The following is a 15,280-nucleotide window of genomic DNA, read 5'->3' on the forward strand; positions in this document are numbered from 1 at the left end:
ACCACGGGCGGACCCGGACCGGCGACCAGCCGGTCCGGGTCCGCCCGTGGCTCTATCGGCCCGTTATCAAACCCACGCACCCGACGTACATGCGCCGAGGCCGAACTACCCCTCGATCTCGCGGCAGAGGCACGACACCTCACCCCACGTCCACCCGCCCCCGCCGCACCCGCCAACACATCCGGCATGCGAACACCAGGTCCAGGCCACCCCCCGGCCCCACAGCCAGGGCACGACGCCCCACCGCACGCCCACCCACCGCACACCACCCCAGCCGCGCCCGCCAACACATCGGGCGCGCGAACGCCGGGGCCAGGCGGCCACTCGATCACGCAGCCGGGTAGGACGCCTCGCGGCACGTACGCCCGCCGCACACCACCCCAGCCGCACCCGCCAACATCCGGCATGCGGACACCAGGTCCAGGCCGCCACCCGGTCACGCAGCCAGTGCACGACGCCCCACCGCACGTACGCCCGCCGCACACCTCCCCAGCCGCAGCCGCCAACATCCGGCACGCGAACGCGAGGGCCAGGCCGCCACTCCGCCCCGCGGCCAGGGCACGACGCCCCACCGCACGTGCACCCGCCGCAGCCGCCGAGCCGATGATGCGATCGCCGGTTCCCCTTTGCAGTTTCGGCCTACCGGTCGGCGTGTGCCGGGCTGTTCGGCCACGCGCATCACCCCGCACACCTCGTGGCCGGCGATCTCGGTCCGGCAGTCCCGGCGCGCGCGGCCGTGCCCTCCGCGCTCCCGCCCGCATCCCGCACGATCACGACCGACGGCTCCCCGACCGCCCCGCGGTCATCGCAGAAGCCCCGAGAGCGGCCCACAGCACCCCGCCCCGCTCCCCCGGACGCAATGGCCGAGCGGCGCCGGAAAACCCTCCCGACGCCGCCTCTCGCCCCGCGACGGGCTACTGCTGCCGCCCGCTGGTCACCCGGTACGCGTCGAACACGCCCTCGACCCCGCGCACCGCCTTGAGCACGTGCCCCAGGTGCTTCGGATCGCCCATCTCGAAGGTGAACCGGCTCACCGCGACCCGGTCGCGCGTGGTGGCCACCGACGCGGACAGGATGTTCACGTGCTGGTCCGACAACACGCGCGTGATGTCGGACAACAACCGGGACCGATCGAGGGCCTGCACCTCTATCGCCACCAGGAACACCGAGGACGCGGTCGGCGCCCACTCGACGTCGACGATGCGCTCCGACTGCCGGGACAACGACTCCACGTTGCCGCAGTCCTGGCGGTGCACCGAGACACCGTTGCCCCGGGTGACGAATCCGATGATCGGATCACCGGGCACCGGTGTGCAGCAGCGGGACAGCTTGACCCAGATGTCGTCGACACCCTTGACCACCACGCCCGGATTGCCGGTCGAGCGCGGCCGGCGCCGGGTGGTGGTCGGCCGGGTCGCCTCCGCCAGGTCCTCGGTCGCGCCCTCCTCGCCGCCCAGCGACTCGACCAGGCGCTGCACGATGGTCTGCGCCGAGACGTGCCCCTCGCCGATCGCCGCGTACAGCGAGGAGATGTCGGGGTAGCGCAACTCGTGCGCCAGCGTCACCAGCGTGTCCCCGCCGCCCGACATCAGCCGTTGCAGGGGCAGGCCCTGCTTGCGCATGGCCCGGGTCAGGCCCTCCTTGCCCTGCTCGATCGCCTCCTCGCGGCGCTCCTTGGAGAACCACTGGCGGATCTTGTTGCGCGCCCGGGGCGACTTCACGAAGCCGAGCCAGTCGTGGCTGGGCGCCGCGGTCTCGCTCTTGGAGGTGAACACCTCCACCAGGTCGCCGTTGTCCAACCGGCTCTCCAACGGCACCAGCCGGCCGTTCACCCGGGCGCCGATGGTGCGGTGCCCCACCTCGGTGTGCACCGCGTAGGCGAAGTCGACCGGGGTCGAGCCGGCCGGCAGCGCTATCACGTCGCCCTTGGGCGTGAAGACGAAGACCTCCTGGCTGGAGAGGTCGAAGCGCAGCGACTCCAGGAACTCGCCCGGATCCTCGGTCTCCCGCTGCCAGTCCAGGAGTTGGCGCAGCCACGCCATGTCGTTGGCCGGGTCCTCGCCCTTGCGCGCGGACTTGGTGTCGGTCTTCGCGGCGCCCTTGGCGCCGACCGCCTCGGCCTTGTACTTCCAGTGCGCGGCGATGCCGTACTCCGCGCGGCGGTGCATGTCGAAGGTGCGGATCTGCAGTTCGACGGGCTTGCCCTCGGGCCCGATCACCGTCGTGTGCAACGACTGGTACATGTTGAACTTGGGCATCGCGATGTAGTCCTTGAACCGCCCGGGCACGGGGTTCCAGCGCGCGTGGATCGTGCCGAGCGCCGCGTAGCAGTCGCGGACCGAGTCGACCAGGACCCGGATGCCCACCAGGTCGTAGATCTCGGTGAACTCGCGGCCGCGCACGATCATCTTCTGGTAGACCGAGTAGTAGTGCTTCGGCCGCCCGGTCACGGTCGCCTTGATCCGCGCCGAGCGCAGGTCGCCCTGCACCTGGTCGGTGACCAGCGCCAGGTATTCGTCCCGCTTGGGCGCGCGCTCGGCGACCAGGCGCACGATCTCGTCGTACATCTTGGGGTAGAGGATGGCGAAGGCCAGGTCCTCCAGCTCCCACTTGATCGTGTTCATGCCCAGGCGGTGCGCCAGCGGGGCGTAGATCTCCAGCGTCTCGCGGGCCTTGCGCTCCTGCTTCTCCCGCTTGAGGTAGCGCATGGTGCGCATGTTGTGCAGCCGGTCGGCGAGCTTGATCACCAGGACGCGCGGGTCCTTGGCCATCGCGATGACCATCTTGCGCACGGTCTCGGCCTGCGCCGCCTCGCCGAACTTGACCTTGTCCAGCTTGGTTACGCCGTCCACGAGCATCGCGACGGTGTCGCCGAAGTCGCGGCGCAGCGCGTCGAGGCCGTAGTCGGTGTCCTCGACGGTGTCGTGCAGGAGGCCGGCCATCAGCGTCGGCGGGTCCATGCCGAGTTCGGCCAGGATGGTGGCGACCGCGAGCGGATGGGTGATGTACGGGTCGCCGCTCTTGCGCCGCTGGCCGCGGTGCCAGCGCTCGGCGGTGGTGTAGGCCCGCTCGATCTGGCGCAGGTCGGCCTTCGGGTCGTTGACCCGCACCACCCGAAGCAGCGGTTCCAGGACGGGGTTGTAGACGCTGTTGCGCTGTACGCCGAGGCGGGCCAGGCGGGCGCGGACCCGGCTGGGTCCGTCCACCCGCAACGAGCGCGAGCGCTCGCCGGTGCGCGAGGCGCCGGCCGCGCTCGGCGCCGCCTTGGCGACCGGTCGCGGCCCGCGCGCCTCGGGTCCGGCGGCGCCGGCCGCGGGGCCGCTGTGACCGTCGCTGCCGCGGGGGCCGTCGGCGCTCTCCTCGGACGCGGGACCGCGGGTGTCGGCCGCGCCGGGCCCGCTCGCGGGCGGCTCGGCCGATGCCGCGGGGCGCTCCTGCGGCGGTTCGGCGTGCGCGTCGGCGCGGGCCCGGGCGGGAGCCTCCTCGGCTCCTCCGGCGCTCACCGGCGGATGGCCCGCAGGCCCCGGTGTGGCACGTGTGGCGTCGTCCGAGGGAGCCGCGTGTTCGACGGCATCCCCCGAGGACGACGCGACGGGCGCGACCTCGTCCGGCAAGGGAACTCCTCCCACAGATGACGGAAATTCCATCGTACTGACCCGCGCCGTCGACACTCGGCCATCCGGTTCGGCGGCCGCCGAAACGGCGGAGGCCGGAGGCTCCCCACCTGGGGCGCCTCCGGCCTCCGAGCACCGGCCGCGGGCGGCGTGTCACACGACGATGAACGACTCCAGCGCGCCGTCCGGCAGCACCGGCGCGAGCCGGGCCCGGCCGTCCAGGAAGCCGAGTTCGAGCAGGACCTCGACCCCGACCACCTCGGCTCCGGCCCGCCGGATCAGGTCGATCGTGGCCTCGACGGTCCCGCCGGTGGCGAGCACGTCGTCGATCACGAGCACCCGGTCGCCGGCCGCGAACGCGTCCTGGTGCACCTCGAGGGTGGCCGAGCCGTATTCCAGCTCGTAGGACTGCGCGTAGGTGGCGCACGGCAGCTTGCCCGCCTTGCGCACCGGCACGAATCCGGCCCGGGCCCGCAGGGCGACCGGGGCGGCGAGGATGAAGCCGCGGGCCTCGATCCCCACCACCTTGTCCACCCGGCCGGCGCAGCGCTCGGCCAGCGCGTCGACCAGGGCCGCGAAGGCGACCGGGTCGGCGAGCAGCGGCGAGATGTCCTTGAACACCACGCCCGGCTTGGGCCAGTCCGGCACGTCCCGGATCCGACTGTCGAGCAGTTTGCGCAGCTCGTCGGGGTCGGTGGCCATCAGCGCTTCCTCTTGCCGCCGGGACGGGTGCGCGCCCGGCCGCGCGCGGCGCCGGCGCGGGGCGCGCCGCCCTGCGCGGGTACGGTCTCGTCCTCGTCCGCCTCGGTCTCCTCGTCCACGTCCGGGTGACCCTCGGCCTGGTCCGCGGGGATGCCCGCGGCTTCGGCGGCCTTGGCCGCCTTCGCCTCGGACGCCCGACGCTGGGCCACCTTCTTCGCGAGCAGCCGCATCTCCGGCGACCGCTCCTTGAGGTCGGCCAGGATCGGCGTGGCGATGAAGATCGAGGAGAACGCACCGGCGGCCAGGCCCACGAACAGCGACAGCGCGATGTCCTTGAGCATGCCCGCGCCCAGCAGCCCGCCACCGACGAACAGCAGCGAGGCGACCGGGAGCAGGGCGACCACGGTGGTGTTGATCGAGCGCACCAGGGTCTGGTTCAGACCCGCGTTGGCCGCTTCGCTGTAGGTGCGCTTGGTCTGCTTGGTGATGTTCTTGGCGTTTTCCTTGACCGTGTCGAATACCACGACCGTGTCGTAGAGGGAGTAACCGAGAATCGTCAGCAGACCGATCACCGTGCCCGGCGTCACCTCGAAGCCCACCAGCGCGTACACGCCGATGGTGATCACGATGTCGTGGAGCAGGGCGACCAGCGCCGCCACGGCCATGCGCCACTCGAAGGCGAAGGTGAGGTAGATCACCACCAGGATCATGAAGATCACCAGGCCCTGGAGGGCCTTCTTGGAGATCTCCTTGCCCCAGCTGGGACCGACCACCTGCGTGTTGACCTTGTCCGGCGCGACCTTCAGATCCTTGGCGATGGCCGCCGCGATCTGCTTGGTCTTGTCCGCGTCGGACTCGGCGAGCTGGATCCGCAGACCGTCGCCGCCGACCTTTTGCACTATGGCCTCGGTGCCGTCGGTGAACGGCTCGACGGCCTTGCGGGCGTCGTTCTGCGAGGCCGAGGTGTTCTGGATCGTGTAGACCGATCCGCCCTTGAACTCGATGCCCTCGTGCAGCCCGCGGCCGAGCAGGCCGCCGACCGCCAGCACCAGGATCAGCGCCGAGATCGAGTACCAGATCTTCTTGCGACCGACGAAGTCGAACGAGACGTCGCCGTGGTGCAGCCGGACGCCGATGTTCTTGAGGTCGGAGAAGCGACTCATCACGCCTCCTTCACGCCGGCCGCGCGCCCGCGGGGGCGGCGACCGCGATACGACTGGCGCTGATTGGCACCGAGCGCGACGGGATCGAGGCCGGACCACTTGTGGCCGTCCGCGAAGAACCTGCGCCGGGCGAGCATCGTCATGAGCGGCTTGGTGAACAGGAACACCACCACGACGTCGAGCAGCGTGGTCAGGCCGAGGGTGAACGCGAAGCCCTGGACCTTGCCGACCGAGACGATGTAGAGCACCGCGGCGGCCAGGAACGACACCGCGTCGGACACCAGGATGGTGCGCCGGGCGCGCGGCCACGCCTTCTCCACGGCGGGTCGCAACGTGCGACCCTCACGGATCTCGTCCCGGATGCGTTCGAAGTACACGATGAACGAGTCCACCGTGATACCGATCGCGGCGATCGCGCCGCACACCGCCGGCAGGTTGAGCGCGAAGCCGATGCTTCGGCCGAGCAGACACATGATGGCGTAGGTCAGGGCCGCCGAGACCACCAGACTCGCGATGCTCACCAGGCCGAGGCCGCGGTAGTAGAACAGCGAGTACAGGATGACCAGGACGATGCCGATCGCACCCGCGATCAGACCGCCCCGGAGCTGGTCGCCACCGAGCGAGGCGGACACCGTGGTCACGTCGCTCTTGGTGAAGGACAGCGGGAGCGCGCCGTACTTGAGCACGTTCGACAGGTCGTTCGCCGAGCTGCGGGTGAAGTCGCCCGAGATCACCGCGCTGCCGCCGGGGATCTCCGACTTGACCGACGGCGCGGAGACGACCACACCGTCCAGGTCGATCGCGAAGCGGTTGGTCGGGTACTTGCCCTGCGCCAGGTCACCGGTGATCTTGGTGAACTTGTTGGTGCCGGAGTCGCTGAACTTCAGCTCGACTTCCCAGCCGCCGACGGTGCCGTTCTGCGGCAGCTGCGCCTTCGAGGAGGACACGTCGGTGCCGGGGATCAGCACCGGGCCCAGGATGTACTTCTCGGCGTTCTCGCCCTGGGTGCGGCTGCACGCCACGGTGGGCTTGTCCTCCGGGATGGGCTCCGCCCCCAGGCCCCGGTTCTCCGGGCGGTTGCAGTCCAGGTCGGCGAACTTCGCGCGCAGCTCGGGCGTGATGCCGTTCGCGTCGGCGCCGGCCGGCGGGGTGCTCGTCGGAGGCGTCGCGGGCGGAGTGGCGGGCGGAGTCGTCGGCGGCGGCGTCGGGGCACCGGACGCGTCCTTCAGGTTCGGGATCACCCGGCCCTGCGGCTTGTTCGACTCGGTCGCCGGCGGCGCGCTCGCGGACGGGGTGCCGGCCGCGGGCGGCGCGCTCGCGGGCGGCGTCGACGGCGGGGTCAGCGGCAGCTTGGTCCCGCCCTGGGGAGCGACCGGCGCCGCCTCGAGCACGGGACGGAAGAACAGCTTCGCGGTCTGTCCGACCTGCTCCGCCGTCTCCTTCTCGTTCTTGCCCTTGGGGATGCTGATGACGATGTTCTTGTCGCCCTCGGTCTGCACCTCCGCCTCGGACACACCGAACGCGTTGACGCGCTGGCGGATGATCTCCACCGCGGTCTGCATGTTCCTCTTGTTGACCGCGCCGTTACGGCCCTGGTCGGCCTTTGCGGTGAGCGTGACACTCGTGCCGCCCGCGAGGTCGATGCCCAGACGTGGGGTCTTGTCCCCGGTCGAGAACATGATCGCGTACAACGCCACGATCACGACCCCGATGAAGGCAAGGACCCGTCCCGGGTGCCCTCGGGAACTCGATTTCGGTGCTGCCACCTTCGCCCAATCTCCCTCTCGATGCCGCCGCGTCGGGATTGCCCCACGGTCGCCGGCACGGCACGGCGCCCGACGGATGGTCGGGCGCTCTCGTATCCGGGGTGTCACCCCCGGTCACATGACTGTATTGCGCTGCGGTGGCCCGAGGGCCACCGCATCCACACGAGCCGAGCTAGTCCTGCTTGTCGTCCTTGCGCAGCCGGTCGCCGGTCTCGGACGCCTTGGTCGCGCCCTCGGCCTTGGTCACGTCCACGGTCTTGCCGTCCTCGGCGTCGGCGTCCTCGCCGGCCTCGGGCTTCTTGTCCAGACGCACGGCGTCGTCGCCGGTCTCGGCGGCGTCGTCGTGCTCGTCGTCGGTCTCGTCGTCCTCGGGCTCGTCGCCGGAGGACAGGACCGCCGCGATGGCGCTCTTCACGAAGCGGCAGTGCACGTCGGGGGCCACCTCAAGGATGACGGAATCGTCCTCGACCTCGGTGACCGTCGCGTACAGACCCGCGATCGTACGGACCTCGGCCCCCGGAACCAGCGAGTTCTGCGTTTCCATGGCCTGTCGCTGGCGTGCCTTCCCGGGCTTGATGATCAGGAAGTAGAACACCACGACGATGATTACTGGCAGGAGGAGGGTAAGCGGGTCCACGGCTTGAAACGATTCCTTCCCAAGGCCGCGCGGCGGCCCGGACGGTGACACTCGGCCGGCCACGGCGCGGCAGCCTCGGCGGAGTCTAGACGGGTACTTACTACAGGAACAACGACTACCGGCCGCGTGCGTTCCCGACACGCAGCGGCCTCACTCGGTTGCATCCTTACCGGTCACGGCGCCGTTGTCGAACAACACGCTCTGTTGCGCACCCTGCCGATCGGGCAGCGCACCCTGTGGGGGGTTCAGTCCCAGATGCGCCCACGCCTTGGCGGTGGCCACCCGGCCGCGGGGTGTGCGGGCCAGGAAACCGCTGCGGACCAGGAACGGTTCGGCGACCTCCTCGACCGTCTCGGTCTCCTCGCCCACCGCCACGGCCAGCGTGGACAGGCCCACCGGACCGCCGCCGAACAGCGCGGTCAGGGCCTGGAGTACGGCCCGGTCCAGCCGGTCCAGGCCCAGCGCGTCCACCTCGTAGACGTCGAGCGCGCGGGCCGCGATGTCCCGGTCGACCTTGCCGTTCGCCCGCACCTGCGCGTAGTCGCGGACGCGGCGCAGGAGCCGGTTGGCGATCCGCGGCGTGCCCCGCGAGCGGCCGGCGATCTCCGCACCGCCCTCGGCGGACAACTCGACGTCGAGCAATCTCGCCGAACGATTCAGCACCCGTTCGAGTTCGGCGGGCGCGTAGAAGTCCATGTGTCCGGTGAAACCGAACCGGTCGCGCAGCGGCGGCGGCAGCAGCCCGGCCCGGGTGGTCGCGCCCACAAGGGTGAACGGCGGCAGGTCCAGCGGGATGGCGGTGGCCCCGGGCCCCTTGCCGACGATGATGTCGACCCGGAAGTCCTCCATCGCCATGTACAACATCTCTTCGGCGGGCCGCGACATGCGGTGGATCTCGTCGAGGAACAGCACTTCGCCCTCGGACAGCGAGGACAGGATCGCGGCCAGGTCGCCGGCGTGCTGGATGGCCGGGCCCGAGGTGATCCGGATCGGTACGCCCATCTCGGCCGCGATGATCATCGACAGCGTGGTCTTGCCGAGTCCGGGCGGGCCGGACAGCAGTACGTGGTCCGCGGTCGCGCCGCGGCCGAGCGCCGCGGTCAGCACCAGGGACAACTGCTCGCGCACCCGCTCCTGGCCGATGAACTCGTCCAGGTTCTTCGGGCGCAGCGCGGCCTCGACGGCCTGCTCCTCGCCGTCCGCCTCGGCGGTCACCAGGCGTTCGCCGTCCTGCGTCATCGTGTTCCGCCCAGGGTCGTGGTCGTACGGCCTGCGTTCATCCTGCCCGACGCCGGCGACATCCCCGGCACCGCGCGTGCCGCGTCGTCGCCGGCTCGCCGGGAGGGGTTCATCGGCGGTTCAAGCCGCGCAGGGCCGATTTGAGCAGTGCGCCGATGTCGGGGGTGGCGGCGCCGTCCGCCTCGGGGGCGACCGCGTCGACCGCCTCCTCCGCCTCGCGGCCGGCGTAGCCCAGGCCGACCAGGGCCGCGTGCAGCTGGTCGCGCCAGCCCGCGCTCACCGGGCCGGCGACGCCGGCCGCGCCGGTGGGCGCGCCGAGCTTGTCCTTCAGGTCCAGGAGCAGCTTCTGCGCGCCCTTGGGGCCGATCCCGGGCACGGCGGTGAGCGCCTTGGCGTCCTTGGCGGCGACCGCGGCGCGCAGCGCGTCGGGGCTGTACACGGCGATCATCGCGAGGGCCAGTTTCGGGCCCACCCCGTTGGCGGTCTGCAAGACCTCGAACGTGCGCTTCTCGTCGTCGTCGGCGAAGCCGAACAGGGTGAGCGAGTCCTCCCGGACCACCAGCGACGTGGCCAGCCGGGCCGGTGTGCCGACCCGCAGGCCGGCGAGCGTGGTGGGCGTGCACTGCACGGCCAGGCCGACCCCGCCGACCTCGACGACGGCGGTGTCGGGGCCGATGCCGGCCACCGTTCCGGAGACGAACGCGATCACCCGAGTGCTCCTGCGTGGTTGGTGAGGTGGGGCGGTGTGGCCGGGGCGGCCCCGGTCAGCGGCGGGTGCCGCGCGGGAGTCGGCCGGCCGGGGTGCGGGCCGCGGCGACCGCCGCCGCGAGCCGGTCGGAGGCGCCGCCGCGCCAGATGTGGCAGATCGCCAACGCCACCGCGTCGGCGGCGTCGGCCGGTTTCGGCGGACCGTCCAGGCGCAGGATACGCGTGACCATGGCGCCGATCTGGGCCTTGTCGGCGCGCCCGCTGCCGGTCACCGCGGCCTTGACCTCGCTGGGCGTGTGCAGCGTGACCGGCAATCCGCGCCGCGCGGCGCACACGATGGCCACGGCGGAGGCCTGCGCGGTGCCCATCACGGTGCTCACGTTGTGCTGGCTGAACACCCGCTCGACCGCGACGCAGTCCGGGCGGTGCCGCTCCAGCCACTCCTCGATGCCCTGCTCGATACCGAGGAGTCGGGCGTCGATCGTGGCGTCGGCGGGTGTGCGCACGACGCCGGCCTCGATCATCCGCAGCGGTTTGCCCACCGCGCCGTCGACGACCCCCACGCCGCATCGGGTCAGACCGGGGTCGACCCCCAAGACCCGCATGCCGCGCCCCTCTCGTGTCGTCCTCGCGTCGGATTCGCGCCGTTCCCGTGTGGTTCGCGCGTCGTCGCCGTGTCGTTGCCCGTCGCGCTGCGGCGACCGACACCCGATACGAACACGTGTTCGCCCGGGGAAACCCTAGTGCAGCCGCGCTGATCCCCTCGGTATCGCCACTCCGTGATCACTCGTTCGAGCGACACGTAGGCTTGCCCCGGTCGATAACGCCCCGATGACAGCCCTGTGACGATCGTTCCCCAAGCGGCCCGGTCGTCGCCGGGGAGCCCGCACGGGCAGCGCTAGGGTCGCTTGCAGACTGCTCCCCGCTCGCCGCCCGGAAGGTTTTCATGCCGTCGCCGTCCATGCCGGTCGCCGTGACCCCGCCGGCCGCCGAGAAGGGTGCGACCAGGATGCCGGCGGCCCCCGACACCGTGTTCGCGGACGGCCTCGCCGAGCGGGTGCGGCGCGGCGCCACCGAGGTGCTCGGTCGCGCGCGGGTGTCCTTCCGTCCGGCCCGCACGGCGGTGTTCGGGTATCTGATCGCGCGCGCGGTCAACCTCGTGGTGCTCGCCCTGATGGCGCTGGCGACGGGCAAGCCGTTCTGGTCGATGCTCGGCTCCTGGGACGGCGTGTGGTTTCGCGACATCGCCGACTTCGGCTACGTGGACAAGATCCCGGTCTCCCCGACCGGCAAGCCGTACTGGACCAACGTCGAGTTCTTCCCCGGCTACCCCTGGGCGGTCCGCCTGGTCTGCGACCTGACCGGACTGTCCGCGCTCAACGCCGGCATGGTGGTCACCCTGATCGCCGGCGTGGTGGCCGCGTGGGGGTTGTACGCGCTCGGGCGCGAACTGACCGGCAGCCACCGGGTGGCCACCCTGTTCGCGCTGCTCTGGGGGGTGGCGCCGGGTTCGATGGTGCTCACCATGGTCTACTCCGAGGCGCTGTTCGTGGCGTTCGCCTCGTGGGGTCTGCTGGCGGTGGTGCGCCGGCAGTGGACCCTGGCCTGCGTGTTGTGCCTGTTCGCGGGGCTGACCCGCAACACCGCGTTCGCGCTGGTCGCGGCGCTGGGGGTGACGGCCCTCGCGGTCGTGCTGCGGCGGCGGGAGGACGGCACGCGGGTGGGCCTGCTGGCCCCGGAGGCGCGGCGCCCGGTGGTGGCCACACTGATCTCGCCGCTGGCGTGCGTGGGCTTCATCGCGTGGGTGGGCTGGCTGGCCGGACGCCCCGACGGGTGGATGTGGATCCAGGACAAGGCCTTCAACCTGCGGTTCGACGCGGGCATAAGCACCGTCCAGTGGATGAACAAGTACCTCACCCACCTGGGCCGACCGATCTACGTGGTCTGCACGTTCGTGATCATCCTGTCGGTGGCGCTGATGATCTGGTCGTTCCGCGACCGCCGGATCCCGCTGTCGGTGCACGTCTACGGCGCCGTGGTGATGTTCCTCGCGCTGACCACGAGCAACGGCTGGTTCTTCCACTCCAAGCCGCGCTTCATGCTGCCGGCGTTCACCATCCTGCTGCCGCTGGCCCGGCTGATGGTCAAGTGGCCGCGCGGGGTGGTGATCTCGATCCTGGTCGCGGGGGCGGCGTTCTCCGGGTGGTACGTGGGCTTTCTGCTGTACGTGATAAACACCAACCCGTAGCCGCGAGTCGCACCCGAACGTGCGTGGGGCCGACGGCAACCGCCGTCGGCCCCACGCACGTTCGGAAGAGTCCGACCTACTCGGCGTTCAGGCTCTCCATGACGTCGTCCGGAACGTCGAAGTTCGCCCAGACCTCCTGGACGTCGTCGCTGTCCTCCAGGGCCTCGATCAGCCGGAAGATCTTGCGCGCGCCGTCCTCGTCCAGCTCGACCGTGACGCTGGGCAGGAAGTTGGCGTCGGCCGAGTCGTAGTCGATCCCGGCGTCGACGAGCGCGGTGCGCACGGCGACCATGTCGGTCGCCTCGCTGACCACCTCGTACGTCTCGCCCAGGTCGTTGACCTCCTCGGCGCCGGCGTCCAGCACCGCGCCCAGGACGTCGTCCTCGCTCAGGTCGTTCTTCGGCACGATCACCACGCCCTTGCGGGTGAACATGTACGACACCGACCCCGGGTCGGCCATCGAGCCGCCGTTGCGCGTCATCGCGACGCGCACGTCGGACGCCGCGCGGTTGCGGTTGTCGGTGAGGCACTCGATCAGCACCGCGACACCGTTCGGTCCGTACCCCTCGTACGTGATCGACTGGTAATCGGCGCCGCCGGCCTCCGCACCGGAGCCGCGCTTGACCGCGCGGTCGATGTTGTCGTTCGGGACCGAGGACTTCTTGGCCTTTTGGATGGCGTCGTAGAGCGTCGGGTTGCCGGCGACGTCACCGCCGCCGGTGCGAGCCGCCACCTCGACGTTCTTGATCAGCTTGGCGAAGAGCTTTCCGCGCCTGGCGTCGATGACGGCCTTTTTGTGCTTGGTGGTCGCCCACTTCGAGTGGCCGGACATCCGCCTCTACTCCTTCGGGTCGCGGGTGCGCTGCACGGACCTGTACAGGCTGGAAGATCCTACCGGCGCGCGGACTCAGAGCGTGGCACGGACCATGTCCACGAAGTAGGCGTGCACGCGCCGGTCGGGGGTGAGCTCCGGGTGGAAGGACGTGGCGAGCAGGTTGCCCTGGCGAACCGCCACGATCCGGTCGGCGTACGGCTCGGCGCTCAGCCGGGCCAGCACCTCGACCTCGGCGCCGACCGACTCGACCCACGGGGCCCGGATGAACACGCCGTGGATGGGGTCGTCGCCCTCGAGGCCGGCGAACGGGACGTCGGCCTCGAACGAGTCGTTCTGGCGCCCGAACGCGTTGCGCCGCACGATCATGTCGATTCCGCCGACCGTCTCCTGGTCCTCGCGGCCGTCCAGGATCTTGTCCGCGAGCATGATCATGCCCGCGCACGAGCCGTAGACCGGCATGCCCTCGGCGACTCGCGCGCGCAGCGCCGGGAACAGGCCGAAGGAGACCGCGAGCTTGGACATCGTGGTCGACTCGCCACCGGGTATGACCAGCGCGTCGAGGTCGGCGAACTCCTCGACCTTGCGCACCGGGCGGGCGATCGCGTCGAGTTCGGCCAGCGCGATGGCGTGTTCGCGCACGTCGCCCTGGAGTGCGAGGACACCGATGATGGGAGTGGTGGACACGTCAACCTCGTCCGGTCGTAGGTACCGGGCCGGGCCCGAACGCGGATCGCGTTCGGGCCCGGCCCACGGCATGTGCGAAGTGCGGCGGGACTACCAGCCGCGGCCGGCGTAGCGCTGCTCGGCGGGGAGGGTGTCGATGTTGATGCCGACCATCGCCTCGCCCAGACCGCGCGAGACCTTGGCGATCACGTCCGGGTCGTCGAAGTGCAGGGTGGCGTCCACGATCGCCTTGGCGCGCTTGGCCGGGTCGCCCGACTTGAAGATGCCGGAGCCGACGAACACGCCCTCGGCGCCGAGCTGCATCATCATCGACGCGTCGGCGGGGGTGGCGATGCCGCCCGCGGTGAACAGCACCACCGGCAGCTTGCCGGCCTCGGCGACCTCCTTGACCAGCGCGTACGGCGCCTGGAGGTTCTTCGCGGCGACGAACAGCTCGTCCTCGTCCAGGACCGAGAGCGCCTTGATGTCCTTGAGGATGGTGCGCATGTGGCGGGTGGCCTCGACCACGTTGCCGGTGCCGGCCTCGCCCTTGGAGCGGATCATCGCCGCGCCCTCGGTGATCCGGCGCAGCGCCTCGCCGAGGTTGGTCGCGCCGCACACGAAGGGGGTGGTGAAGCGCCACTTGTTGATGTGGTTCGACTCGTCGGCCGGGGTGAGCACCTCGGACTCGTCGATGTAGTCGACGCCGAGCGACTGGAGCACCTGGGCCTCGGCGAAGTGGCCGATGCGGGCCTTGGCCATCACGGGGATGGACACGGCGCCGATGATGCCGTCGATCATGTCGGGGTCGGACATGCGCGCGACGCCGCCGTCCTTGCGGATGTCGGCCGGCACGCGCTCGAGCGCCATGACGGCGACCGCGCCCGCGTCCTCGGCGATCTTCGCCTGCTCGGCGTTGACGACGTCCATGATCACGCCGCCCTTGAGCTGCTCGGCCATGCCGCGCTTGACCAGGTCGGTGCCGGTCTGGGGGGTTGCGGGGGTGGTGGACACGGATGACCTCACACAGATGCGATCGACGACGGTTGGCTCCATCGTACGGGTGATGTGGATCCTAATGTCATGCCACCCCGGCGAATTACCCGGGCCAATCTGTCCATGGTGGCCTGCACGTGGCTCCTGTCAGGACCCACCGGGCTGCAACGTGCGGGGTTCCTCGTCGTCCATCTCGAAGGTGACGGGGTACGGGGCGTGGCCGGCCAGCCGCAGGTAGCGCACCAATCGGTGCCGGCGCACCGCCCGCGCGCCGCGCACCGCGTCGTTGTGGAATCGCCGCGCCATCGGCACGCGGCGCACCGCGGTCTGCAGTTCCGCGACCAGTTCCTCGCCGCCGGGGCGGGCCCGGAGGTCGTCCGCCTGGGCCGGGTCCTCGAACAGGATCCGCAGCGCCCGGGTCAGATCGCTCTCGGCGACCTCGCGCTCCTCCTCGGCGGCGTTGCGCGCCTCGTGCGCGGCGCCGGCCAGCACGAGCGAGGACGCCGGATCCAAGAGCCCCGAGGTGGCGATCTCCTGTGCCACGGCCGAGCGCCGCAACAGCTGCGCGTCCAGGGCCGCCCGGCTGGAGTCCACCCGCGCGTGCAGCCGATCGAGCCGCCCCGCGGTCCAACTCAGGTACACCCCGACCGCGAGCACGGCGAGCAGGATCCAGATGACAGTCATCATCCGGCGACCCTAGTACGCCCCG

At 71.0% G+C, this 15,280-nt stretch carries 13 protein-coding genes; 1 reads left to right on the forward strand and 12 read right to left on the reverse strand.

Annotated elements, in window-relative coordinates; translation table 11 throughout:
- Positions 1-914: 914 nt before the first annotated feature.
- From B4N89_RS03705 to ruvC, 8 genes are all read right to left on the reverse strand, one after another.
- Positions 915-3,614, reverse strand: a complete 2,700-nt coding sequence (locus B4N89_RS03705) for a RelA/SpoT family protein (protein WP_078974434.1) — start codon at positions 3,612-3,614, stop codon at positions 915-917.
- Positions 3,615-3,767: 153 nt separating this feature from the next.
- A complete protein-coding gene (locus tag B4N89_RS03710) occupies positions 3,768-4,316 on the reverse strand; it encodes an adenine phosphoribosyltransferase (protein WP_078974435.1) in 549 nt (182 codons plus the stop codon).
- The gene (secF, locus tag B4N89_RS03715) at positions 4,316-5,479 is read right to left on the reverse strand and encodes a protein translocase subunit SecF (RefSeq protein ID WP_078974436.1); all 1,164 of its coding nucleotides are present in this window, start codon (positions 5,477-5,479) and stop codon (positions 4,316-4,318) included. Before secF ends, B4N89_RS03710 begins: the two co-directional genes overlap by 1 nt.
- Positions 5,479-7,245, reverse strand: coding sequence for a protein translocase subunit SecD (gene secD, locus B4N89_RS03720; RefSeq protein ID WP_078974437.1), 1,767 nt, complete (start codon positions 7,243-7,245; stop codon positions 5,479-5,481). Before secD ends, secF begins: the two co-directional genes overlap by 1 nt.
- Positions 7,246-7,417: 172 nt before the next feature.
- Positions 7,418-7,882: a preprotein translocase subunit YajC gene (gene yajC, locus B4N89_RS03725; protein ID WP_161500609.1), complete on the reverse strand. Its 465-nt coding sequence runs from the start codon at positions 7,880-7,882 to the stop codon at positions 7,418-7,420.
- A gap of 150 nt (positions 7,883-8,032) precedes the next feature.
- Positions 8,033-9,121, reverse strand: coding sequence for a Holliday junction branch migration DNA helicase RuvB (gene ruvB, locus B4N89_RS03730; protein WP_078974439.1), 1,089 nt, complete (start codon positions 9,119-9,121; stop codon positions 8,033-8,035).
- Between the two features lie 109 nt (positions 9,122-9,230).
- Complete coding sequence (gene ruvA, locus B4N89_RS03735) at positions 9,231-9,830, reverse strand: Holliday junction branch migration protein RuvA (protein WP_078974440.1); 600 nt, start codon at positions 9,828-9,830, stop codon at positions 9,231-9,233.
- Between the two features lie 55 nt (positions 9,831-9,885).
- Positions 9,886-10,434, reverse strand: coding sequence for a crossover junction endodeoxyribonuclease RuvC (ruvC, locus tag B4N89_RS03740; RefSeq protein WP_078974441.1), 549 nt, complete (start codon positions 10,432-10,434; stop codon positions 9,886-9,888).
- Positions 10,435-10,775: 341 nt separating this feature from the next.
- Between ruvC and B4N89_RS03745 the strand changes: the two genes are divergently transcribed.
- Positions 10,776-12,077 carry a mannosyltransferase family protein gene (locus B4N89_RS03745; protein WP_107504156.1) on the forward strand — a complete coding sequence of 434 codons (1,302 nt, stop codon included), beginning with the start codon at positions 10,776-10,778 and terminating at the stop codon, positions 12,075-12,077.
- 76 nt (positions 12,078-12,153) lie between these two features.
- Here B4N89_RS03745 and B4N89_RS03750 read toward each other — a convergent pair whose 3' ends face one another.
- The 4 genes from B4N89_RS03750 to B4N89_RS03765 all read right to left on the reverse strand — a co-directional run bounded on the left by B4N89_RS03750 (position 12,154) and on the right by B4N89_RS03765 (position 15,258).
- Complete coding sequence (locus tag B4N89_RS03750) at positions 12,154-12,909, reverse strand: YebC/PmpR family DNA-binding transcriptional regulator (protein WP_078974443.1); 756 nt, start codon at positions 12,907-12,909, stop codon at positions 12,154-12,156.
- Positions 12,910-12,984: 75 nt separating this feature from the next.
- Complete coding sequence (gene pdxT, locus B4N89_RS03755; RefSeq protein ID WP_078974444.1) at positions 12,985-13,596, reverse strand: pyridoxal 5'-phosphate synthase glutaminase subunit PdxT; 612 nt, start codon at positions 13,594-13,596, stop codon at positions 12,985-12,987.
- A 90-nt stretch (positions 13,597-13,686) separates the two neighbouring features.
- The gene (pdxS, locus tag B4N89_RS03760; protein ID WP_078974445.1) at positions 13,687-14,631 is read right to left on the reverse strand and encodes a pyridoxal 5'-phosphate synthase lyase subunit PdxS; all 945 of its coding nucleotides are present in this window, start codon (positions 14,629-14,631) and stop codon (positions 13,687-13,689) included.
- Positions 14,632-14,718: 87 nt separating this feature from the next.
- Positions 14,719-15,258, reverse strand: coding sequence for a hypothetical protein (locus tag B4N89_RS03765; protein ID WP_078974446.1), 540 nt, complete (start codon positions 15,256-15,258; stop codon positions 14,719-14,721).
- Between the last annotated feature and the right edge of the window lie 22 nt (positions 15,259-15,280).

The organism is Embleya scabrispora (assembly GCF_002024165.1).
Classification (GTDB): Bacteria; Actinomycetota; Actinomycetes; order Streptomycetales; family Streptomycetaceae; genus Embleya; species Embleya scabrispora_A.